Source organism: Dyadobacter sp. HNCC25DJ185 (assembly GCF_056895195.1).
Map to the genome: position 1 here is coordinate 15,578 of NZ_JBXHAR010000015.1, position 25,006 is coordinate 40,583.

17 protein-coding genes are annotated in these 25,006 nt (G+C 47.5%); 10 read left to right on the forward strand and 7 right to left on the reverse strand.

From position 1 onward, the window contains the following. Positions 1-16: 16 nt before the first annotated feature. The 6 genes from AC1XUF_RS30280 (at position 17) to AC1XUF_RS30305 (ending at position 8,964) form a co-directional block, all read left to right on the forward strand. The gene (locus tag AC1XUF_RS30280) at positions 17-1,987 is read left to right on the forward strand and encodes a glycoside hydrolase family 97 protein (protein WP_483345619.1); all 1,971 of its coding nucleotides are present in this window, start codon (positions 17-19) and stop codon (positions 1,985-1,987) included. An 81-nt stretch (positions 1,988-2,068) separates the two neighbouring features. Further along, positions 2,069-3,781 (forward strand): hypothetical protein, encoded by a 1,713-nt coding sequence (locus AC1XUF_RS30285; protein ID WP_483345620.1) that lies wholly within the window; start codon positions 2,069-2,071, stop codon positions 3,779-3,781. 162 nt (positions 3,782-3,943) lie between these two features. Next, the gene (locus tag AC1XUF_RS30290) at positions 3,944-4,441 is read left to right on the forward strand and encodes a hypothetical protein (RefSeq protein ID WP_483345621.1); all 498 of its coding nucleotides are present in this window, start codon (positions 3,944-3,946) and stop codon (positions 4,439-4,441) included. 464 nt (positions 4,442-4,905) lie between these two features. Continuing rightward, on the forward strand, positions 4,906-5,337 hold the full coding sequence (locus tag AC1XUF_RS30295) for a hypothetical protein (RefSeq protein ID WP_483345622.1): 432 nt from the start codon (positions 4,906-4,908) through the stop codon (positions 5,335-5,337). Between the two features lie 16 nt (positions 5,338-5,353). After that, positions 5,354-5,785: a hypothetical protein gene (locus AC1XUF_RS30300; RefSeq protein ID WP_483345623.1), complete on the forward strand. Its 432-nt coding sequence runs from the start codon at positions 5,354-5,356 to the stop codon at positions 5,783-5,785. A gap of 29 nt (positions 5,786-5,814) precedes the next feature. Continuing rightward, on the forward strand, positions 5,815-8,964 hold the full coding sequence (locus tag AC1XUF_RS30305) for a T9SS type A sorting domain-containing protein (protein WP_483345624.1): 3,150 nt from the start codon (positions 5,815-5,817) through the stop codon (positions 8,962-8,964). Positions 8,965-9,028: 64 nt separating this feature from the next. On the opposite strand, the gene AC1XUF_RS30310 is transcribed toward AC1XUF_RS30305, so the two are convergent. Continuing rightward, positions 9,029-10,486, reverse strand: coding sequence for a SusD/RagB family nutrient-binding outer membrane lipoprotein (locus tag AC1XUF_RS30310; protein ID WP_483345625.1), 1,458 nt, complete (start codon positions 10,484-10,486; stop codon positions 9,029-9,031). A gap of 12 nt (positions 10,487-10,498) precedes the next feature. Next, on the reverse strand, positions 10,499-13,747 hold the full coding sequence (locus AC1XUF_RS30315) for a SusC/RagA family TonB-linked outer membrane protein (protein ID WP_483345626.1): 3,249 nt from the start codon (positions 13,745-13,747) through the stop codon (positions 10,499-10,501). A 696-nt stretch (positions 13,748-14,443) separates the two neighbouring features. Here AC1XUF_RS30315 and AC1XUF_RS30320 point away from each other — a divergent pair. Together AC1XUF_RS30320 and AC1XUF_RS30325 are read left to right on the forward strand one after the other, a co-directional pair. Further along, positions 14,444-14,869, forward strand: coding sequence for a hypothetical protein (locus AC1XUF_RS30320; RefSeq protein WP_483345627.1), 426 nt, complete (start codon positions 14,444-14,446; stop codon positions 14,867-14,869). A 104-nt stretch (positions 14,870-14,973) separates the two neighbouring features. Further along, entirely contained in the window at positions 14,974-16,176 is a 1,203-nt protein-coding gene (locus AC1XUF_RS30325) for a DUF4249 domain-containing protein (RefSeq protein ID WP_483345628.1), read from the forward strand. Positions 16,177-16,205: 29 nt separating this feature from the next. On the opposite strand, the gene AC1XUF_RS30330 is transcribed toward AC1XUF_RS30325, so the two are convergent. The 5 genes from AC1XUF_RS30330 to AC1XUF_RS30350 form a co-directional block, all read right to left on the reverse strand. Beyond that, a complete protein-coding gene (locus AC1XUF_RS30330) occupies positions 16,206-16,610 on the reverse strand; it encodes a VOC family protein (protein ID WP_483345629.1) in 405 nt (134 codons plus the stop codon). A 104-nt stretch (positions 16,611-16,714) separates the two neighbouring features. Next, positions 16,715-17,707 carry a hypothetical protein gene (locus AC1XUF_RS30335; protein WP_483345630.1) on the reverse strand — a complete coding sequence of 331 codons (993 nt, stop codon included), beginning with the start codon at positions 17,705-17,707 and terminating at the stop codon, positions 16,715-16,717. A gap of 343 nt (positions 17,708-18,050) precedes the next feature. After that, positions 18,051-20,450, reverse strand: a complete 2,400-nt coding sequence (locus AC1XUF_RS30340; protein ID WP_483345631.1) for an ABC transporter permease — start codon at positions 20,448-20,450, stop codon at positions 18,051-18,053. Positions 20,451-20,624: 174 nt separating this feature from the next. After that, the gene (locus AC1XUF_RS30345) at positions 20,625-22,049 is read right to left on the reverse strand and encodes a 3-keto-alpha-glucoside-1,2-lyase-like domain-containing protein (RefSeq protein ID WP_483345632.1); all 1,425 of its coding nucleotides are present in this window, start codon (positions 22,047-22,049) and stop codon (positions 20,625-20,627) included. 102 nt (positions 22,050-22,151) lie between these two features. Next, on the reverse strand, positions 22,152-23,348 hold the full coding sequence (locus AC1XUF_RS30350) for an MFS transporter (protein WP_483345633.1): 1,197 nt from the start codon (positions 23,346-23,348) through the stop codon (positions 22,152-22,154). 175 nt (positions 23,349-23,523) lie between these two features. Here AC1XUF_RS30350 and AC1XUF_RS30355 point away from each other — a divergent pair, with 175 nt between their 5' ends. After that, positions 23,524-23,976: a GNAT family N-acetyltransferase gene (locus AC1XUF_RS30355; protein WP_483345634.1), complete on the forward strand. Its 453-nt coding sequence runs from the start codon at positions 23,524-23,526 to the stop codon at positions 23,974-23,976. 88 nt (positions 23,977-24,064) lie between these two features. Continuing rightward, the gene (locus AC1XUF_RS30360) at positions 24,065-24,994 is read left to right on the forward strand and encodes a DUF6624 domain-containing protein (RefSeq protein WP_483345694.1); all 930 of its coding nucleotides are present in this window, start codon (positions 24,065-24,067) and stop codon (positions 24,992-24,994) included. The last annotated feature ends 12 nt before the right edge of the window (positions 24,995-25,006 follow it).

Below are 25,006 nucleotides of genomic sequence, written 5' to 3' on the forward strand. Positions count from 1 at the left end.
CTATTCCTAAACAACTATGCTCCGAATTCTGCTGCTGCTCGTCCTCATTTCTGTTTCTTCGCTTGCTGCCCGTGTGAAGGAAGTCAGTTCGCCAGACCAGTCTGTCCGGATTTCGGTAACGCTTGATTCGATACTTACCTACCAGGTTTCTTATAAAAATAAGCCGATCATTTCACCGTCGAAAATCGATATGGTTTTGACCAGCGGCAAAAGGCTTTCGCAGGGTTTGGCAAAACCCAAATTCGTGACAGGTACGCATGATGAAATGATCGTCTCCCCGGTCCCTGAGAAAAGAAGGCACATTCCGGATCATTACAATGAGCTCAGGGTCGAGCTTTCGAACGGTTTTGCGGTCATTTTCAGGGCTTACGACGATGGCGCGGCTTATCGGATAGTCACTTCATTCAAGGAGGAAACAGAAGTAAAAAATGAGATCGCTACTTTCCGTTTCCCCGGTAACCCGCTGACTTACATGCCTGAAGTGGTGCCTTCACCCAATATGGACATTTACCATACCAGTTTTGAGGAGCTTTATGGGATCAAAACACTGGATAGTGTTTCGCAAAAAGGTCTGTTTTTTACGCCGGTGCTCATTGCCCAAAACGATGCGCCCAAAATCGTTATTACCGAATCGGACCTGGAAAACTATCCCGGCATGTTCCTCAGGCGCGTGTCGGGCGACGGCCTGATGGGCGACTTTGCACCTTACCCTGCTGCAGTCGCCGAAACCAAGGACCTTTATTCTCAAAAGTATGTGACCCAAAGGGCCGGGTTTATTGCCAAAACCAAAGGCACCCGGAGTTTCCCCTGGAGGGTAATCGTTATTGCGCCTCGGGACAAGGACCTGCCGGTCAACGACTTGGTTTACCGGCTCGGGTCACCGTCGCGGGTGGCGGATGTTTCCTGGATAAAACCCGGCAAAGCGACGGAGGAATGGATCATTTCCTCCAATATTTTTAATGTTGATTTCAAAAGCGGGGTTAACACGCAGACTTACAAATACTACATCGATTTCGCCAAAAAATTTGGTTTTGAGAGGATCCTGATGGACGCGGGATGGAGCGACAATAATGATCTTTTCAAGATCACGCCGGGAATCGATATGGACGAAATCGTCGCCTATGCAAAGGAAAAGGGTATTAAAATCAGCATGTGGACGCTGGCACTGACCCTTGAAAAACAACTGGAACCGGCATTGGAACAGTTTAATCGATGGGGCGTCGACTTTATCATGACCGATTTCATCAACCGGGACGACCAGCAGGCCGTTGCGTTTTATTTCAAAGTCGCAGAAGCCTGCGCGAGGCACAAGATCATGCTCATGTTTCACGGCGCATTCAAACCGGCAGGTTTCAACAGGACGTTCCCCCACGCTTTGACGCGCGAGGCAGTACTTGGTTCGGAATACAATATGTGGAGCGATAAGGTAACGCCCCGGCACAATTTGCTGCTGCCTTTTATACGGATGGTGGGCGGCCCGATGGATTACGAGCCGGGCCAGCTCACCAATTCGACGCAAAAATCATTTAAATACGGGACCGAGAATGTCACTTCAATGACAACCCGCACCCAGCAGCTGGCCATGTTTGTCGTATATGAAAGCCCGATGCAATTCTTTTCCGGAAATCCCGCACAGGGCCTCATGGAGCCTGAGTTCATGCATTTGCTTGGGAGCATACCCACCACCTGGGATACAACGCGCATATTGGACGCCAAACTGGGCGAATATATCGTCACCGCACGCAGGAAGGGAAACGACTGGTACATTGGCGCCATGTCGGGCCAGTCGCCCCACGACTTCGCGCTCCCGCTTGATTTTCTCGGCGACGGCAGCTACCAGGCGACGATCTGTGCCGACGGGATCAATGCCGACCGCTATGCTGCCGACTATCGTATTTCCACCCAAACCGTCTCGAACAAAACCAGCCTGCCCGTGCGTCTGGAAGCCGGCGGGGGTTATGTCGTCAGGCTGATCAAAACCAATTGATTGCGTGTTTTACGCAAAGCTGCTACCCGATCTGTGAGGTTGGGATGCTATATTTATGCGCAAAATATTCCTTTACCTGCTATGATCCAGAAAAGCCAAAAGGCTGTTATCCTCACATTGACCGCTATTGCATTCGCCTGCATCAGTATATTATCCTCTTTTATCATTCAAAACCCTCGGGAAAGCACGCCTAAAAAGGGCAAAGACAATCCGAAAATCATCAACATTGTCAATTTCATTCGCTTGCTGGAACCCCGTGACCCGCTGATTACGCAGGATGTATTGTACCAAACTGTCGTCAGGCAGGTTGAGATCATGAAAAAATACAGGCTGGGCGGATCTTTTCTGCTCCAGTATGATGCTTTGATTGATCCGCGTTACCAGAAATTATTAAAGGATTTGCCCAAAGGAACATTTGAAATCGGTGCATGGTGGGAACTGCCGCAGCCGCTGGTTGAAAAGGCCGGGTTAAAATGGCGCGGACGCTACCCCTGGGACTGGCACGCCGATGTAGGCTTTTCAACCGGGTACACCCCGCAGGAACGCGAGAAGCTTATTGACGTGTATATGGCTGATTTTAAGGGAATTTTTGGCTATTACCCGAAATCGGTTGCTTCCTGGTTTATCGATGCGCATTCTTTGAATTATATGTACGACAAATACCATATCGTGGCCTCGGCGAACTGCAAAGACCAATATGGTACAGACGGCTACACGCTTTGGGGTGGCTATTGGAACCAGGCTTATTACCCGAGCAGGATCAACTCCTACATGCCGGCACAAACCACGGAAAAACAGTTACCGGTGCCCATTTTCAGGATGCTGGGCAGCGACCCGATCCGCCAGTACGATACCGGACTGGGCAACAGCAGACAGGGCGTGATCACGCTCGAACCCGTGTATCCGGAAGCTGGTGGCAGTGCTACCTGGGTCAGCTGGTTTTTAAAGGAGTTTGTCGAAGGCGAGTCGATGGCTTTCAACTACACCCAGGCCGGTCAGGAAAATTCATTTACCTGGAATGCGATGTCCAAAGGCTTTGAAATCCAGATGCCGCTGATTGCCAAATTGAGGGATGAAGGAAAAGTAAAAGTAGAAACACTGGAGGCTTCGGGGCTTTGGTTCAAAAAGAAATTCAAACTAACCCCGGCTACTTCTTTCACGGCCAACAACGACCTGCCGGGTGGAAACCAGAAAACCGTTTGGTTCAACAGCCGCTTTTACCGTGCCAACCTGCTCTGGGAAAATGGTTCTTTGCGCATCCGCGACATCCATATGTTCGACGAAAAACTACCGTCCGTCTACACCACCGAAAAGGCTACTTCCAATGAATGCTCATTTTTCACACTTCCGGTGGTAGACGGCTATTTGTGGAGTAAAAACGATCAGCTGGCCGGGTTGCGTTTTAAAGCGAATGTAGACGGCAAAGAGGTTTTGATCAAAGGCGGCGACCCGGTGATCACCAGCCCGTCCGAGGGCAAGCTGCACATTTCATGGCCTCTCACAACATTCAAAGGCACCTTGGTGATGGATCTGACTGAAAACCAAATGAAGATATCCCTCACCGGCGCTCCCGCACAAAACTGGTTTCTGGACCTGAATGTAGCAAAAGACGAAAATCTGCCTTTTAAAACAGTTAATCCGAACCAGGTGCAATGTCAGTTTGAAGGGTTGGACTATTCTGTTCCTGCTATTTCCGGGGCTTTTTCAAAACCTGGTGGTGATCAGGTGTTCAGGGTTTCTCCGAAGGGGAATGTGTTGGTATTGGATTTGTCGAATGGGAGGGGGTTGAATTAAGGTAAGTTTCAAAACCTGCTAATCTCCGCTCCCCGATCAAAAATAATAATAGATTATTTGGTTGATATTTAAATATCAGCCAAATAATTCCTCATTTCCGTTCGGGCACAAAATCGACCTTTAAATAATTGCTTTCGCTTTTTGTCAAAATGATTCTTCTACTTGTGCATAAGTAACTTTTGCGTCGGCTCCAAAAATTTACACTTCAAAGACACACTAAAACCTCAAAAGCCTGTCATAAAACATGTACTTAATGCATTACGTTTAACGCTAATCGTTACAGGATCAACCTTACTTTTTAATAACTGCGATGGGTTTGGAAAGCGAACAACTGTGGTTTACGGCACCATTACCGATATAGTCACCAAGCAGCCTGTGGACAGCATTCAGATTATTTTCAGCGAGTTGAGTTTTACAATTGACACAGATTTGAAAGAAACTTATTCTGATAAAGATGGCAAGTTCGAATTTGTGGGTGAAGTGTCCACAAAATATATCGCTATCGAGGTTGCTATTCCATTCTATCCAAGTACAAATCTGAAGTTTCAGAAACATTATAAAGGACACAAAATTTTTAAAAACGACGAGCCAACTGTTATTTGCTGTACTGCTATTATCGGCGCGAAAACCAAATACCAATTTCAGTTAATACATAAATAATTTGACTATCCGCTCTATGAAAAGAACTATTACATATCAGACAATATATTGCAAATCAATAGCATACATTTTCATTTGCATTATTTCCATACTGGCAGGGTGTAAAAAACAAGATAGAACTACTGTAGTATATGGTACGATTACTGATCAAACTAACCGGCCAGTTGACAGTATCATGGTCGAAATAAGTGGTTCACAATTTCTAACCGGCACCAAATTGAAGAATGTGTCTTCCGATCAAAATGGGAATTATGAATTGGTCGTTACCGCTGAAAAACGATATAACGCTGTATACATATCAATACCATTTTATCCCATGGGAAATCCCAAATTTCAGTGTAGCTATAAGGGCTATTATATTAAAAAAGATGATATCGCAACCTCAAATTGCTGCACCGCTGCCATTGGCAAAAAGACGAAATATGATTTTCAGTTAATTCCCAAGTAAATAATCTGCCTACCTCATGAAAAAAAGATTTACATGCTCCATAAGTTGCTTTAAGTCAGTAGCCACTTTTCTCTTTAGCTGCATTTTCGTCCTTTCAAGTTGTGAAAAGGAGCGAACAACCGTCATTTACGGCACCATTACTGATATAGTCACCAAACAACCCGTGGACAGCATCCAGATTATTTTCAGCGGTTTGGTTTTTACCAACGCTACAATATTGAAAGAGATTTACGCTGATAAAGATGGGAAGTTTGAATTTGTAAGTGACGTGTCCACAAAATATGGCACCGTCCTGGTTATAATCCCCTACTACCCCGACACAAATCCAAAATTTCAAAAGATGTATAGTGGATATGAAGTAATCAAAAACGACGAGGAGACATATACCTGTTGTTCAGCACTTATTGGCGGGAAAACCAAATACGAATTTCAATTAAAACCAAGATAATTTAAACCCCTTGTTCATGAAACAAAACGCTACATGCTCCATAAGTTGCTTTAAGTCAGTAGCCACTCTTCTCTTTAGCTGCATTTTCATCCTTTCGAGTTGTGAAAAGGAGCGAACAACCGTCATTTACGGCACCATTACCGATTTGGTCACCAAACAACCGGTAGACAGCGTTCAAATCATTTTCAGCGGATTGAATTTTACAATTGACACAGATCTGAAAGAAGTTTATTCTGATAAAGAGGGCAAGTTCGAATTTGTGGGTGAAGTGTCTACAAAATATAATGCAATCGCGGTTGCTATTCCATTTTACCCGAATACAAATCCCAAATTTTATAAACTGTATAAAGGACATAAGATTTTCAAAAATGATGAGCCTACTGATATCTGCTGTACAGCGCTGGTCGGCCTGAAAACCAAATATGAATTTCAATTAATTCCGAAATAGATTAAATCTTCCACTTAAAACCAATTCCAATGAAACATGTACACACATGCTGGAGGGGAAAGCTATGTAGTTTTCTTCAGCTTTTTCTATTGCTTATTTCTGCCGGGCAGGCGCAGGATTTTGAACAATTGAGGCAAGAAAAATTGAATAAACTTGAACTGTCTGGTCTTGGCAAAACCCTGCTGCTCAACAATGCCTGGACAGGACAAGCTGAAATCGACTATTTTAAAAACCTCACCAGGAATAAAACTCCAAAGACAGAGACTGTCTCGGCGGAAGAATGGGAAAATCTGTATGAAAGACTGATCGATGCTGACCTGACCCATCACATGCCCCATTTAGAAAAACTGATTGAAACTGATCCCGGCAAATTGACGAAAAGCAACGTGGTGCCTCTTGGCATTATGAACCTGGAAGGCATTTACCTTACCGATGCGCAGATTGCAGACAATGAGTTAAAAAAGAAAGCTGGGAAAGTTGTTGACTTCTCTGCTTACGAAAAGATCCCGATCGTCTATGCGTCGGTATTGCAGGATGAAGTTTATCAGGCTGACGTCTCCCTGGAAATTCGGCCAGAACTTTTCTTTACCAGTCATCCGGATATCATTAAGAACATTGAAATTGGTTTTGGTGAAGGGGAAGGTTATAAAAGCTATCCGATATCCCAACAATTAATACCTCATACCTTTGAAAATACCGGGAAGCAAAAAATCCGTATCAGACTTACGACACATGATGTTACTTACCTTTTCGAAACTTTCATAGACGTAAAACAACTTGAAAGAATTAAGCCGTATAAAGAGTTACGGGTTACCGCACCAGGGTTTACCTCTGACACCAATTCCTCAGAAAGATCGGCCCGTACCATGTTAATTGGAGGGGAAATCAGAATTATCAACGGCTGTGATCAGATATTCGACAAACCGATCATCATTGGCGACGGTTTTGACATGGGGCAAGACGTTTCATTGGATAATATTGAAGCGAAATACAAAGGCCCGTTGAGCCAGTTTCTATCTGAAGGATATGACCTAGTCGTGATCAATTATGACGATGGACGCGCAGCTATTCAGGATAATGCGCAGGTAATGAAAGCAGTTATACAGCAAGTGAATACGATTAAGCAGGGCAATCATCAAAACATTGTTCTAGGTGAGAGCATGAGTGGGCTCGTGGCGAGATGGGCGCTCAGGGAAATGGAAAACAACGGGCAGTCGCACAACGTAAGTCTATTGATTTGCTATGACACACCTAATCAAGGTGCAAACGTTCCTGTTGGGCTGACATCGCTTCCGTATGATTTAAGTGTAACCGTGCTTTCGCAAGTGGTTTTAAAATTCTTCGCAAAACGTTGGCGAAACTTTTACTCCGCATTGGCTACTCCCGCCGCCAAGCAGATGATGATCCATCAGGCAGGTTATCCAAATGTAGGTGGGAAGCATCAGGATTTTGATACGTTTCGTAGCGCACTGAATGCAATGGGTAATGGAGGCTATCCCCAGAATTGCCGCAATATCGCCATGATACATGCCAGCATGGACGCATCCGATCGGGCTATCTTTGAGCATTATAATTATGGGTTCAGGATATTCAGGAGTTATACACCCTGGCTGCTTCAAAATACAAATATTGAAGCTAACACTAATCAGATCAACCAGTTCGAAACGGTGCTCCGTGTGGGGGCTTGGGGAATACTATTTAAAGCCGTAGGAATTAATAGAAAATACACAAGCCCGTTTAATGACGATTTTCCACCAGGAGGGATAACGACATATAATGTCCCAAATAAGCTCATTAAACCAACAGGGGAATTTAATTTTTGTTTCTTGCCATCTTTCAGTTCCATTGATTACCAAGGGCCTATTTTAACCCAAAACCAACGTGAATTATTGAATGTCATGGAAGTAAATGCGATAATAGGACCCGCCAGACAAACGCCATTTACCGCTATTTATGGAAGGTCAGATAACATCAATACCCTCCACGCATTTGCGAAACTTCTAGATTGGGCCGGCATGGGTTTCGCGGAAGGCCTGTTAACCGGAAGTACTTCCTGCCCCGCCCTCCCACTCCCGCCAGCGCCCGTCATCGTAACAAGTGCAATCTGCTATCCTTTCAGCGAAAAAAGAACTACTGAGGATAACACAGCAAACATCACGATATCCCTGTCAGCTCCTTCCAATGGCATATATATCCACAACTGGACAGTGTTGCCTACGCAGCAGACTTTCACGACCACAAGTGACCAGATCACATTTCAGGCGGAGCGACCTGGGCCTTACCAGATCATTTGTGTCCGTACTTATCCGGGCCGCAGGGATCTGGAATCGTCTTCAACCGTGGACATGATCGTGTCGGATTGTGCAGATGTTACGGCCACTCCGGGACAGCCAGGAATGAACCCAGTCAATTCGGATGTAGATCGGAACGATATTTGGGAAAATGACTTCCTGCTCACTACGCCCCTACCCGACTCTGTGGCCGTGTTTGCACATTACACGCCAGGTGATCCGGGCATCCTGTACGCGACGAAACAAAACAATGATTTTGTTCCGAAGTCCGCATTGGTCACCAGTGGCATGTTTGAAGCGTTTGCGGAATTATTTGCAGAGAACGATCCAAGAATTGCCCTCCCGGTAACACTCAAGGAGTTCGATGCAAAAGCGGAAGGAAAAATGGCATTGCTTACCTGGACGACCACCCATGAAATCAACAGCGAACGGTTTGACATTGAGCGAAGCACTACGGGCAAAACCTGGGAAAAAATAGGTACGATCCCTGCCAAAAGGCTAAGTTCCGAAATGACCGACTATACATTTGCAGACAACCATCCTGAATCCAATACCAGTTACTACCGCCTGAAAATGATGGATACTGACGGCACTTTCGCTCACAGTCGTATTCAAATCGTCAAGTTTGAAAATCAGGACCTGATCGCATACCCTAACCCGGTCGACGATGGTCAATCATTGCAGTTATTGCTGGGCGACAGCAAGATCTCAAAAATCACGATCTACAATCTGGCTGGCAAGCCAGTCCGAGACCTTGATGCGGCTGCTGCGAAATCGTCCCGGATCCATGTCGCAAACCTGCCATCGGGCAGCTATGTTATGAAAATCCACTTTTCCGATGGAAGCGAGCGCAGCAAGGTCATTGTCAAGCGATCATATTTGCCGTAACAACGAACAAACCCCAACAGGCTGTGTTAACAGACCTGTCGGGGTTGAAGCAGCAAAGTATTTGCTACTTGATATCCCAGAACACCTTTGTCGTCACCTTGTCACCTCCTATGGCCGATGCAGCGGCGGTGTAGCTGGCATTATTGGTGGTCTGTTCGGAGTTAGGATAAGTATAGCGGATCGGGAAATCGCCCTGTGGGATCGGGGGCGCGTTGAAGGTAGGGTAATCGAGCCGACGGTATTCTGTCCAAGCTTCGAGGCCCCGGTTGAACATCGCAATGTATTTCTGTCTGGCGATCTTGTTCAGGTCGGTGGTGCCCAATGCGGTGGCAAAAGCAACATCCTTGTCGGTCAGATAAGCGGCTGCGGCTGCGGCAGTTCCGCCCCAGAATTCAACGGACGCTTGGATGGCGCTGGCATAGTGCAAAGCCGTGGTACCTCCTACAGTATATCCCCTTGCCGCAGCTTCGGCAAGATAAAACTCCACCTCGGCGTAATCCAGCAGCACGCCCGGGGCCGTCTCCGCCGTCATGGTAGGCCCAGCCTTGGAATAAGTCACATAGGAATTGCTCCTGCCATAAATGCCGCCCGTATAACCACCTGCGTTATCCTTTGTGAAATACAATGGAATGCGGGGGTCGTCCGCGGCGGGCGCTTTCATCATATCCATGAGGGTATTGGAGGCCACGTAATCCTCGCGGCCACTTTGGACCAGGTTCACCCAGATCGGGTTGGTGTTGGGCGTGGTAGGCAGATAATCCAGCTTGGCCACCTCGTCATTGGAAGTAAATACACCGGCCTTCACTGCTGCTTCGGCCATCGCTTTGGCCTTCGTCGCATTTACATCGGATAATGTCATGGCCATTTTCAACTTCAATGAATTGGCAAATTTGATCCACATATCAACATCCCCTCCGTAGATCAGGTCAGCCGACCCGAAGCCTGCAGCAGCGGGGTCCAGCTTCGCGAGCGCCTGGTCCAGGCGGGTGAACAGGTCGTCGTAAATGGCGGCAGCATCGTCGTATTCGGGCGTGAGGTTATCGGAGTCGAGCGCCTCCGCCTTCAATGCGGTATTGACCGCCCCTGCATAAGGAATGTTTCCATAAGTGTTGACCAGCAGGGAGTAGGTATATACCTCCATGATCTCAATCAACGCCAGCTTGTTCTGGTCTACCGCAGGGAAAAGGCTTGGCTTCTCGGTAATGATCTTTTTGGATTCCTCGTAATCCAGCAAAACATCCCGGTACATAGACACCCAGAAACTGCTGCCCACATCTACCAGGTTATAGGCACTTTCGGAGAAATAGGTGGTCTGGGCAAATTGCTGGGAGATGATTTTGAACAAAAAACCGTAGGTAACGGCATCGACCAGATTTCGGGAAGCATTGCTGTAGAAAGTCTCTCCGGGCACCGTTCCCGACTGATACGCTTTCGGATTGGTATTGATGGAAGTAAGGTCGTCACAGGATGTTACAGTGAGCACCGCGACCAAGGTATATATCGCTTTAAAAAATGTCTTCATGATCGTCATCAATTAAAATGTTGCTTTTAAGTTAAACCCGAGGGACCGCACCATCGGCAAGCTACCCACTTGCACGCCCTGAATGTTACCCGCGCCCAAGTTGTCCTCGGGGTCGGCATAAGGCAGGTTTTTGTGGATCAGCCAGAGGTTGCGGCCCACTGCGGAGATCGAAATGCCCCTTACAGGCCCCAACTTTTTCATCAGGCCGGATGGGAGCGAATAGGTCAGCAAAACCTCGCGCAACTTCACATAGCTGGCATCGTATACGTATCGGTGGGTCGGACCGACGGTCTGTGTGCCCAATTGCGGATAGTCCAGCATATTCAGACGTGTCTTGTTCACCGCCCCATCGGGATTGACTCCCGGCAGCAGAACGCCGCCGCCATCTGCAACCGGGCTTCTGACCGGCTTCCCAAGTTCATTCAGGCCCGCGCTTTCCTGGTACAGACCCGTTGCCAAGCCGTAATACATATCAATCGAAAGTACATCCCCGCCCTTTTTGGTGTCCAGCAAAAAGCTAAAAGTTACGTTCTTGTAGGTAAAGGAGTTATTCAGACCACCGGTCCACTTAGGATTAATATTTCCGATTTCATTGGTAACTGTCGAAGTCCGCTGGTAACGTCCTGTGGTGGGATCCACCGTGCGCTGACCGTTGGTATAAATATAATCCGTTCCGTAAAGCGTACCATAACTTTTGCCCAGGGGCGCATTGGTAGAACCGCTCGCCTGGAAATCTCCATTGGGCAGCGGGAAATTGGACACGTCTTCATACAATTTCACCACTTTGTTACGAATCCGCGTCCAGTTCAGGCCGACGTCCCATTTAAAAGAACCCACACGCACCGGCGTCCCGGTAATGGAAACTTCCCAGCCTTTGTTTTCCAGCGTACCGGCGTTGACATATTTCGAATTATAACCAGTCGCGGTTGAAACAGTTACAGGAATGATCTGATCCACGGATTTGGAATCAAAAAAAGTTACGTCCAATCCAAGGCGACCGTCCAGATAGCTCGTTTCGACCCCTACTTCATAGCTTTTGGTACGCTCGGGCCGCAAGCCGCCGTTATTTTTTGTCCCTGGCACCGAGAATATCGGGACCGCTCCGAAAGCGGTCGGTTTGTCATATAAGTCCGACAATGCATTGAACGGCGCATCCGCCCCCACTTCCGCATAATTCAATCTCAGTTTCCCGAAAGTAAAAACCGGGTTTTCCCTGATGAACTTCGAGAACACAAAACTGGTCGAAATCTGGCCATAGTTGTAAGCATTGTTCCCCTTTGGAAGCGAAGACGCATAATCCCTTCTGAAAGATCCGTTCAGGAAAATGAACTCTTTAAATCCAAATTCCACATCCGCAAAAACGCCGTTTACCTGTTTTTCGAGATAATACGTTTTCTCGTCCGGCGCTTCGATCGGGTTCAGCGAATTGGACAGGGCGTAAATTTTAGGAACCGTCAAACCGCCATTTGTCTGGGCACTAACTCCTGTTTGCTTGGTTTTACGGATATTCGTGCCGGCTGCTGCTTTAAAAGACAGGTTAGCGGTCAGGTTCTTACTGGCGGTGAGCAAGAAGTCATAATTGTATTCCTGGAAGGTGAGATCACGGCGCAAATAACGTCCAGCCGGATAAAGAATACTGCCGACCGCCGTTTTCTCTTCCTGTAGCTGGGTATAGCTATCCAGGGAAATGCGTCCCATCGCACTCAGCCAGCTGGTGATCTTATAGTCCAGTTTGGCATAGCCGAGGTACCGCAGGCGGCTGTCGTTTGGCGCATTTTCGTAGGCGGCGAAGTAGGGATTATCCCAGTAGATCAGGCCTGTTTCTTTCGGCAGACCGCTCGACCAGTTCCAGGTAATGTTCTCACCGGTACGCTTATATGCAGCTTCCTGCTCCTTGATATCCACATTGGCTTCCCACCATTCTCGGAAGCTGGAAATGTTGTTGTTCCCGCCATATCCCTGCGCATAACGCCCGCGGCCCTTCACATTGGTGTAGTTGATAGACGCCGTCGCGGTCAGTTTTTTGGTAATTTCGTAGGAGGCACTGAAATTCAGGTAGTTCTTTTCCAGGTGACTGTTGGGCTGTATCCCTTTTTCGGTGTTCCCAGTCCAGCCAAGCTTGAAGAAACCTTTGTCGCCCCCGCCGTCGATCGTAATGCTGTTGTTATTGACCACACCCTGTTCAAACCATTTGAAGGGATCATTGGCGGCTGCCTGCCAGGGCGTTGCCTTTCCGTACGTCGGGGAAGTCGGATCGCCGAACGCGTTCCACTGGTAGATCATCAGGCTAGGATCGAATGCAGCACCCACCGAAGCATCTTCATAGGTAGGTACAATGGGATCGGCCTTGCCATCGCCATCTACATCGGCCATATCGAAATAGCCGTCGCCATCCGGACCATAATATTTACCATAGCCCGCACCATATTCTTTCTGGTATTTGGGGAAAGTCTTTTTGTCGGCGCTATTGAAGGTAACCCCTGCGTTGACGGTAACGCCCAGTCCTTTTTTGCGGCCTTTTTTTGTCGTAATGTAAACAACGCCATTCGACGCCCTCGATCCGTACAATGCAGTCGCTGCCGGCCCCTTCAGGATGGTGGTCGACTCAATGTCGTCGGGATTAATATCCGCAGCTGCATTGCCAAAATCGTAACCTGCGGTTCCGCGGCTGGTACGAGAGGCATTGTTGGTCGAGTTGTCTATCGGAACGCCATCAACCACAAACAGGGCCTGGTTGGATCCGTTCAGGGACTTCCATCCACGGATCACAATACCAGTCGAACCACCCATGCTGTTGTTTTTCTGGATCTGTACACCAGCAACTTTACCAGAAAGCGCATTAACAAAATTGGCATCCCGGGTACCGCTGATCATTTCCCCGGAAACAGTTTGTGCGGAATAAGAGAGCTCATTCCTGGTTTTCAGGATACCCTGTGCGGTCACTACTACTTCGGTAAGCTGGCGGGTGTCCCCGGTCAGGGTAACGTCGAGCACATCTTTGTTACCAGTAACCATTTCGAGGGTTTGATGCCCGATGAAAGAGAACACCAGTGTTGTCCCGGAGCCGGGGACCTTAATTTTGTAAGTACCATCCACGCCGGTCACAGTTCCATTCGAAGTACCTTTCACCACTACATTTACGCCAGGCAAAATGCTTCCGTCTTCACCGGAAATCACCGTGCCCGATACTACTTTATCCTGAGCCCAGGCAATCGGGGCTGCAAAGGACAATAGTAATCCCAGGAGTAATATTTTCTTCATAAATTATTAGGTTTGTTATCCTCATAATTTACAAAATCAAAATCAATAAATAAATGCGTTATTTACTAATAATAGCATATTATATTTGGTTTTATAATTTATATCAAAATTATATTTGTTATTATTGAAATAATACAAATTAAAATATATACCAATCGGTTACTTGAAGATAAAATGGCCGTATTTACGCCATGCTGACTATCAGAGAGTTAAAGAAGAGGGTAAAGGGTTATCTAAAGAAACTCCCCACCAAGATCATTAGCAGCAAAGATTCTTCTTTGGATGAGCCCACGCTGACGTTGAACGCAAACTGCTCACGAAACGGCGTAACGTAAAACCCGCCTCCGTAGCCCTTATGCCAGTATTTCGCTTGGTGCCCCGCGCCGTCTGCCCATACCTGTCCAATGTCGTAAAATCCGCGAACGCCGATTTGAGCGGGATAAAAGTATTTCTGGTCTGTGCCAGCTGGTAACGCAGTTCAGTATTTAAGAATGCCCTGGACTTACCTGTAAAACGGTTTCTTTTATCGCAAGGCTGAAATAGATAAATGCGGGATAATGTTATAAGAACTGGTTGCGGAACGCGATAGCTGTTGCATCAGGTAAGCGCCTCAAACGAAAATGATCCGGACATAGATCCATTCAGGAATTGAATGGATCTATATTTGGAAAAACTTACACTAAATCGGTATACAGCATGAAAAAACTTGCTCTGCTCGGAGCTTTGCTCTCCGGTAGTACGATTGGCTTCGGCCAATGCGAAAAGGACCTTCTTCTCTCCAGCTCAAAAACAGAGTATCTCGACAGCCTTGGAAACCTTCAGCGGACTGTCGACGAAGAGACGGTCATCAAGATCAGTAAATCCCAAATCGTCATTAGCCCGGGAAACACGCCGCCGATGATCGGGACAATCGAATCCACGACCTGCGATTGGAAGGTAGCCTACAAAGAAGGAAAAACAGTGATGAAGACTGCATTCGAAGGGCCCCTTGGTCCGCTGCATGCCACTGCCACCACCGAAGGGAGCATGGGTAATTTGACGTTCCTGCTGGAAATTGCCGAAATACCTGACAAGAAAATCAAGGTCAGCCTTCATACATTCAAAGAAACGAGGAAAGAGTAAGCTCATCTTTAAGAGTAAGGTTGGTTACAAAAAGTCTTTATTTCTGCGGAGATGATTTCAAACAGAAAATAGAAAAGTTCTTCCTCAACGAACTAGATCTTAAGATGATAGCAATTCTTAAATGGATAAAAGACATAAAACATATTACAAAATCTTACAAATCAAGGTTTTATATAAAAAAACTGACGCTCTTCACTGCGGGCTTTCTCGCGTTACCTGTCATACTGGAAAGCTGCATTGAATCATTCTCCCCTCCCGAAGTAGGCCAGAACGATCATTTCCTGGTTGTCGACGGCTTTTTCAATGTCGGGGGCACAGATACCAGCCGCATTGAGCTGAGGAGGACCCAAAATGTAAATCAAACGGATGCACCGATTATAGAAACAAGGGCCTCCGTGCAGGTGGAAGGGAAAAATGGGGGAACCTACCCGTTTACAGAATTGAAAGACGGGCTGTATGTACTGCCCCCGGCTTCTTATGATATGGCAGACCAATACAGGATCCGCATCCACACCCTGAATGGTCGCGAATACGTTTCCGATTTTGTCGACGTGAGCCGCACGCCGGCCATCGACAGCCTTACCTACAGGCTGGATGCTGCTCAGAATGCCATGGTTTTCTATGTTAATACCCATGATGAACGCAACAAGACGCAGTTTTATCGCTGGAAGTTCGAGGAAACCTGGGAATACGACGCCACTTATTATTCCGCATTGGAAATAGTGAATGACAGTCTGAAGATCAGGCAGGAGAATATTAACAAATGCTGGGCTACCAAAAAATCTGGCAGCATTCTGCTAGGTAGCACGATCCGGCTCAGCAACGATATTATCAAGGATCTTCCGCTGAATACTGTACCTGTCTCAACCAACAAACTTTTCATCCGGTACAGCTTTCTTGTCAGGCAGTACGGCCTGTCGCGTCAGGCTTTTGAATATTGGACGGAGCTTTCCAAAACAACGCAGCTGACAGGAAGCCTTTTTGACCCGCAACCCGGACAGGTCACCGGAAACATTCGGAACGCCAGTGACACGAAAGACCTTGTTTTTGGCTACTTCAGCGCTTCCACCGAAGCAACCAAGAGAATCACCGTGGCACCTAAGCTGGGTACCTTTCCCAGATGCACCGATACGGACAGCATTCCCGTCAGGTGTAGCGGGAGTGCCGACGAACCATGCGCGTTCAACACCCAGCAACTGCTACTTACCTATTTCGGTCCAAGGGCCGATTCCGTTATCGTGGCAACACCTGAATGTACCGATTGCCGCCTCGCAGGAGGTACCAACAAGAGGCCTTCGTTCTGGTAACGTTCAGCCCTTGCCGACGGGCCCAATGCTTACTTCTCTATCCTCGATTGCGCTTCTGTGGTTAAGGGCGTAAAAAAGTTGACCAGGTTCCCATCCGGGTCCCTGAACAACAGCGAGCGGTTTCCCCAGGGCATGGTCGTTGGTTTTTGAACAACCCGATCCCCGATCAAATCAGCCAGCTTCTCGTATTGAGCGTCCACATCATCGACACGAAACTCGATAATTAGGGAACGATTGGCAGCCGGACTGGCTATCTCACTTCCCCCGAATAATTGCAAAGTACGCGTGCTGCCAATCGCCAATGTAGCCCCAGGCGTGCGCAGCTCGGCAAAATCATCGGTATATCTGGTCATTGCGATTCCTGTGACCTGCTCATAAAACGGAACAAGATGATTAATGTCTTCGGTGATGATCCTGACTGATGCGAAATTCATGGTATGTCATTATTTGATGAGATACAAAGAAAAAGGCCCCTGGTGACAAGGGTATGTCAGCAGGGGCCGAAGTAATTGTTAAATATTGAGGTTTACCTGAAAGATTACGGCTTGCTCAAAAAGATTGAAGTAGCGAAAGCATGCGCAGTACCATCAGAAAGAATGACCTCGGTGTCGTTTTTCCAGTATTTGGCTAAATATTTAACGCCATTCCCTCCGCCTCCCGATATATAACGGTCACTATTCAGCACTTTGATACCGCTGGCGTAGTTGGCATTGTTGATACTCCTGATAGAATTGTTCCAGTAAAACGCTATACTGGATTCCTGACCAACAATGTGTATGCTATTGTTTGAGACCGTAATATCAGTCGCTTCCGAGGGACTGTGGTTAGCGGTAATACCGAGTTCCACGCCATTTTTCCAGTACCTGGATACGATCATGCCATTTACATTCTCATAACCTACCACCAGGATTTCGCCGTTGGATACGGCAATGGCATTCGCATAAGCGTCTCTGGAACCGTCGGTGAGATCCATCTTGACCCCGTTTTTCCAACAGGTAGCTATCGTATGTGTTCCGTTAGAGGTCATGCCAGCCACGTAGACATCGTTTCCGTATACTGCAATACTTTTTGTAAACCCATACCCGCCCGGAAGCCTTACAGATACTCCGTTTTTCCAATAAGCCGGGAAGAAATCAGAACCCTCATATGCTACACCAGCTACATAAACATCGCCACCTGCAACTTCAACATCATGCAAGGTTCCGGCGGATATATCCGTTGAAAAATCTTCCAATACACCGTTTTTCCAATATCTGCTGGTCGCGAAACCCGTAGAATCGCTTTCTGATCCAACCACATATACATCGTTGCCGGCTACTGCAATGGAGTTCGTCAAAACAAGCCTTTGCGAGGTCTGCAGATGCACAGGCTGACCATTTTTCCAATATTTGGCAGTGAAAGAGGTATCGGTTTGTTCCCATCCAGAAACGTAAACGTCGGGTTCTGATGGTAAAACGTGGTCCTGCAGGGAACAGGATAAAGAAAATAAGCTAACAAGCAAGAGCGAAGCGTAAGCGCAGAGTTTTTTCATTGGGTGAGTAAGTAAGTTTATAAACAAAAATATAAACTTACTTCGGCTAAATCCAAAAAAGTAGCCTGAGGTTACAACAGAAGTCAAGGGATCACATAAGACAAACCATTTTGTTGACGTCAACAAAATGGTCCAGGAAGCTCTCAGGATAGTTTTAGTCACTTTATGGCTTTTTCTTAAGCCTCTTTTTATCTGAGGATTTGTCGCTGGATTTCACGCGGCGTTCCAATTTTTTAATATCTTCCTCGGCGGGTAAATCCTCGGGTTTGACGCCACTTTTCTCTAGCAAGGTCCTGACCTAACCAAACAATCATTACCGTTGAACTAATCAGTTTCCCAATTTTCAATCCGCCGCCAAACTCTCCACCGGATTCATCCGGGCCGCCTTCATAACCCTGAAACCAATTGTAACGGCCGTAATCGGTAAAATGAGCAGGCCACCGGCAGCGATGAGCCACCAATGCATGTCGATCCGATAGGCGAAATGGCTGAGCCATCGGTTCATCAGGAGCCAGGCCAGCGGGCTTGATACCGCAAATGCGATCAGGATCATAACCAGGAATTCTTTCCCAAAAAGCAGGAGAATATTGTCGACACTGGCTCCCAGCACCTTTCTGACACCGATTTCTTTGGTTTTTTCAGTGACCATAAACGACACCATTCCGTACAGTCCCAGGCAGCAAATGACAATCGCCACCCAGGCAAATAGGCGGATCAGATTGGTCAGCTGCTCTTCTTTGGCGTAAAAGGAAGCAATCTTTTCATCCGCAAACTCCCAATTAAACACTTCACCCGGATAATGCGCATCCCAGGTTTGGCGAATGCGCGCAAGTGTCCGCGAAAGATTGGACAAATCAAGTCTGACAGCCACTTCCCGGTACTGCTCAGGCCTGGCGTAAATCGCACAGGGTTCGATGCCTTCCTGCAATGATTTCAAATGAAAGCTTTTCACTACTCCCACGATCCGCCCCTTATAACCCGAAGAACCGTCTTCCATGGGCCGGCCGATCATCTTTTCCGGCTCCCTGATCCCCAGCTTTTTCATCAATTCTTCGTTGACTACAAACTCGGGCACCGAATCCCTATCTGAAAAGCTGCGGCCAGCCAGCAATGGCATTTGATAAGTTTTGAGATACTCAGCATCGCCAAACCGGACACGAATCATGAATTTCTCCCACTCGGTGCGGTTATCAAAACGTACAGAACCGCCAAAACCCATGTCGGAAGTGGGTGCGTCGTATTCATAAGTGACCGATTTGACCTCCGGATATTGTAACAAACTGTTTCGGAACGACTGCCTGTTCATAGGAGCGGGGCCTTGTTTGGGCAGTGTCATTTTAACGATCCCTTTTTGATCAAAACCCAGATCGGCATTGCGGAAGAACCGGATCTGCAGCATCATCACAAGCGCCCCGATGATCATGGTCTGTGCAATGGCTAGCTGTACCACGACCAGCGACCGCCGCAGGCCAATGCCACCCACTTGCCTGGGACCGAGCTTACTTTTCAATGCAGCCACCGGGTTAAATCCCGAGAGGATAACTGCGGGGTAAAAGCCGGCCAGCAATATGACCAAAACCATGGTAAACAATCCAAAAAACGCGATTTCCAGGCTGAATAAAGAAGATAACCGAAAAGCCTGCGTGTGCGCCCAATTGTTAAGAGGCGTGAGCAGCGGAATGATAAGTAGGATGGAAACCAGCGACGCGAGCACGGTTACCAGCGCCGTTTCACAGGTAAATTGCCAGAAAAGCTGCTGCCTCGTCCCGCCGAGCGCTTTGCGCACGCCTATTTCTTTGGAACGCCTCACGGCGCGCGCCGTCGCCATATTGATAAAATTAATGCTCGCAACAAGGATCAGGAAGCCCCCTACCCCGCCCAAAATCCAAAGGATCGATTTGCGGATCTTTCCGTCGTAGTTTTCATTGAAATGAATATCCAATAGCGGTTGCAAATGGTGCCGGAAGTAAGGTGCATTATCGGCGTAATAATTTTTGCCATTTTGTTTGATGACCTGTTCGATCCGTGAGGCGCGAATACCAGGCGCAAGTCTGACAAACGTAAAATTACGGCCGCTGATCCAGCCGTAGTCGTTGACCCAGTTGGTCGGCTCAATGGATTTTAATGTGGGTAGTGAAATATAGGCGTCAAAGCAGAAGTCCGTCGGATTGGGCTGATCTTCTGTGACGCCAGTGATTTTCAAGTCATGCGCATTGTCCAGCCGGAGGGTTTTTCCTACCACATCTTCCGTACCGAAATATTTGCGCGCCAGCTTCTGGCTGACCACGACGGTAAATGGTTCCCGCATACTGGCCGTCGCGTCATGATACATCCATTTGAATGCAAAAAGCTGCATATAACCCTGGTCTGCATACGCAACAGTTTCTTTTTCCATAAAACGCCTGATACCCTGCCCCGATCCGGCTGAGAATGTGACCATTGGCATCTTACGGATAAAACCGCTTTGCTCTACTCCGGCATAGTCGCGGCCCAATGCAGCCGAGAGCGCAAAGGCCGATCCCGATTCGCGGACAATACCTTCGTCCAGATGCAGGTCCAGCACAACCCGGTACAACCGATCGGCATCAGGCTGATGCCGATCGGTTGCTAGATGGTGGTTCAGGAAGAAAAATATCAGCGTCGCTCCTGCCATACCCAAAGCGAGGCCCAGTATGTTGAGGATGGTGTAGGTAGGACTGGTGCGCAGGTTTCGGGCGGCGATGAGCAGGTAGTTTCTCAGCATGACGGTCAGATCGGTTTAGTCCCTTAAAGTTAGGGCGGAAGCTCTTTGGGATCGTTCACCTGGCTTGACATATAGGCCTTTTTAACAAGATTTAACAAGATTCCGCAACCGTGCGGGACAAAAGGTGCTATTGCATCGAACTTCACTCATTTATCAGCCGGCAATCCGTACAAGCTATTCTTTTTTGAATTCCCGGCTGTCGCTACCCTGTTTCAGTACCAGCTTTTTGCTTTCCGGCATAAACTCAAAAGTGGCGTTAGCACTCGTAAGTGCGAAAATATGCTTCCCGAGTGCCTGAAGCAATGACGGTTCTTGTCCCGTAGCCTGCACAAAGAGCTGCTTTTCCTTTTGGGTAAAATTCAGTTTGAAGGACGCGTCTGAACTGCCGTAAGTGCCTTCATATGGATGGAGGTCCAGATTCATGATTTCCTTTGCCAGATCAATGATACCTGCGACCTGGTCTGTCTCAGTGATCCCATCCGTCGATTCCAGCCTGGCCATTATTCCCCAACCATAAAAGTCATTGGAAACCCCAATGAGCAGATCGTTTTCTCCCGGTTTCAGGTTCAATGGCATAGCGGTGTTATTGATAGAAATGCGACCTTCCGGATATTTTCGCATCGCCTGCGCAAAAAGGTTTTTATCAACCAATACCATCTGGTTATTCACAAACACCCATATTTCGTCACTGAAACCAATATGGAGCTTGGTTTTAACCGCTTCTTTTGCAGTGATTTTGGCTTTTAGCCAAACTACCCTTCTGCTTTTGCTCTCCCCGTATTTACGGGTAAGGTTAACCAGCGCTCTGCGCTCGGCCCGAATGGAGTCTGTAAAGGCTGATGGCTGGGGCAGGTTTCGGAAGGACAGCTCGTTACCATCCGGTAAATTTGCAGGAACCGTTACCGCCCAATTTCTGAGATAGCTGGCGTCATGATCGGTCAGGTCGGGTAATGCAAGCGGGCTCAGACCTTCAACTTCATTGGGTTTCAGTTGTACATTGGCGATGTAAGACGATCCCTCGAACGCAATGCTCCCTTCTGTAAGGGCACCTTCCAATTCGGGAATGTCCAGAACAGGTTTAGGCACATTGTTCAGAAAAACCTGCAATCGCTTGCCCGACAAGATAAGCTTCATATGGTTCCACTCTCCTGCTTTTGCCATGGCCGGTGCCTGGTACTCGGGATACATATCCCACATATTCACCGCGTCGAAATAGGGCGTGTACTGGATGCCCGCGCTCGATACCTTGTTCCCGACTGCTCCAAGTCTCAGATAGACAATCTCCTGCTCTTTATGGTCTTTCCGGTGAAAGTAAATGGATTCGGCAAATTCGGGAGCGATGGGCTTGATATCGAATTCAATCGTACCGTTTTTGAAAACAACATCTTTCAAAACCACCTGCCCCGAACCGGGCGCAAGCTTCATGGCTTTCATTCCCTGATGGTCTTCAAAAGCTACCTTTCCTTCTTTGTACTCCCATTTTTCAGGAACGATGGCAACGGAGTAATCTACTTTTTTGGTTAAAGGCTGTTCTTTTTTCTTTTGTCCAAAACTTTGAACGGCGAGCAGAATAAACACGATCTGAACTAGTTTTTTCATGGCATTTTTGCTGTTTGATTTTGAGCAAAAGTGCACCAGGAAGAAGTTTACGCCGATTCAAACCCGAACCAAGTTTGGTTCAAGTTGAGTTCAAGGCGAATTTCAGGAAGATTTTCTTACGAGCGGACGCTGATCTGAGAACACCAGGAACAGACCGAGCAGTCCGACGATAAAAAAGCTCAGAACGAGCGGCAAAACGCCATCTGCCATCAGGCCGCTGATCACAGATCCCAGGGACGCTCCAATAGAAAAGAAAAGGGTCCCGTATATCGCTGAGGCCATTCCTGCCATATCACCCATCGGCTCCAGTGCCAAAGCGCTGCTATTCGGCTCGATGGCCAGGTTGAGCGACATTAACATAGCGATGCCAATGAAGAACAGAACCATATCGGGCAGGCTCCCGGCAGCGTATGTGAAAAGCAATAAAAGCCCTGCTATCAAACTGTAGATCATCAGCAGCCACCGGATGCTTTGCCGAGCCCCGAACCTGGATGACAGATGCGAGTTCAGCAGCGAGCATAAGGACATGAGCATTCCCATACTGGCAAAAATCCACGGAAAGAGCTTCGGTTTGTCGTAGATACCTCCCACAATATGTTCAGAGCTGGCCACATACGAGCTCAAAACCGTAAAAAGAGCGGTCGCAACCCCCGTGTACCGGAGAAAAACCGGGTTGCCGATGACCTTCCGGATCGACTGACCGATGCTGACCCAATTGAGCGGGTTGCGCTGATCGACCGAAAGTGATTCTTCCAGCCTGAGTGACCAGACAAACACGAAAACCGCGAAAATGGGCGGCGTGAGGAACACCATTTGCCAGGATGAAACGGATAGAATGGCGATTCCCAGAAAAGGTGCAATAACGGGTGTAAATAAGAATATCGTGAAGACAAGTGACATAATCCTGGCCATTTCGTCTCCTACAAAACGGTCCCTGACACCTGCGATTGTTGTCGTAAAAACGGCGGATGCACCTACGCCGGCTACAAAACGCGCTGCCAGCATCCAATAAAGGCTGGGCGAATAAGCTGCCGCGACGCCTCCGATAATATAAAGCGGAAACCCGACTCGCAGGATCGCCAGTCGGCCGAAACGATCTGAAAGCGCTCCGAAAATAAGCTGTGCGATCTGCCCCAGGAAAAAGAATGAAATGATCTGCGCAGTAACGGTAGATTTGGGATCAAGCCCGAAGTGCTCCCGAAGTTCGCCAAATACGGGAAGCATGATGTCGATTCCCAAAGCCGTCAGCATCATCGTACAGGCCGACAGGGCAATGAACTCGGCATGCTTCATTTTCATACGCAGGTTGCTATCCGTTTTGATTAGTGCTCCTAAGTTAAAGCTTTGTTGCAAAGCTACCGACTAAATGAAATAGCATAGGGGTGCAAATCAGACAATTTACAGGGTTGATATGGACAAAGTGAACGTCTATCTTTGCGCGGCACCAGCCAATCTTATCTATCCAACATATCCCATGAATTTCAGAAAAGCGACCTCGTCCGATATCCCTTTCATCATCCAGATGCTGGCCGACGATGCATTGGGACAAGCACGGGAAGATTTTAAAGATCCGCTGCCGGCAAAGTATTACGCGGCTTTTGAACATATCAATAACGACCCCAATCAGGAATTGATCGTCGTGGAGAACGCGGAACACAAGATCATAGGTACTTTACAGCTCAGTTTCATACAGTACCTCACCTACCAGGGCGGCATCCGGGCTCAAATTGAGGCGGTCCGCGTTCATAAAGACCACCGGAACGAAGGAATCGGAAGGCAGTTTTTTCTTTGGGCCATTGATCGTGCAAGAGAAAGAGGCGCGCACCTGATGCAACTTACGACTGATAAGCAACGTTCCGCCGCAAGGAGATTTTATGAGGGACTGGGTTTTGTGGCTTCGCATGAAGGGATGAAGTTGCATTTGTGACCTCATTTTGTAAGCTTCTTTCAAAGAGGAATGCATTCAACTATTATATTAGTTATATTGCAAAGACCTTTGATTTACCGCCGATGAGATTCCTACTACTACTACTTTTCATAGTTCATTCGCTTCCAGCCAGGATTACAGGGCACTTGTCCGTCAGGCCAATGTTTATTACACAGATAAGGCTTACCCGCAATCTGTCGCGTTTTATCAGCAAGCTTTCAAACTAGCTCAGAATAATCGAAGTGATCTCTACAATGCAGGCTGTTCGGCAGCATTGGCTCATCATTCCGATCTCGCGATGAAATGGCTCAATATGGCTTTTGAGCAAGGTTTTGTCAATATCAGACATATGCAGTCGGATAGCGACCTGACCTCCCTTCACATGAGGAAGGACTGGAAAACGCTGACGGCAAAAATGGACGGGCTGGAAGCAAACTATGATAAGCCTTTGCAGAAAAAATTACTCCGGATTTACGACGAGGATCAAAAATATCGCCTGCAGATCGAAGAAGTAGGGAAAAAATATGGATTTGAATCAAAAGAGATGACTGCGTTGTGGAAGGTCATGGGAGAGAAAGACAGCATTAACCTACTGCAGGTGAAAGAAGTTTTGGACCAAAATGGTTGGGTTGGAGAAGACAAGATTGGGCCCCAGGCCAACTTAACGTTGTTTCTCGTGATCCAGCATGCGGATTTAGCGACACAACAAAAATACTTACCTGTGATGCGGGAGGCCGTAAAAGCCAATAAGGCACAGGCCAGTTCATTGGCTTTGCTGGAAGACCGCGTTGCATTGGGTGAAAAAAGACGCCAAACCTACGGCAGCCAGATTGGTGAAGATTCCACTGGAAAAGCATACGTACTACCACTGGACGATCCCGATCATGTGGATAAGAGAAGAGAGCAAGTAGGGCTGGATCCGCTTTCAGATTACGTAAAGCATTGGGGTATCACCTGGGACCCGGTTGAATATAAAAAATGGTTACCTGAATTAGAGCGGCGGGCAGGTATAAAATAAGGCCCTTTCTGC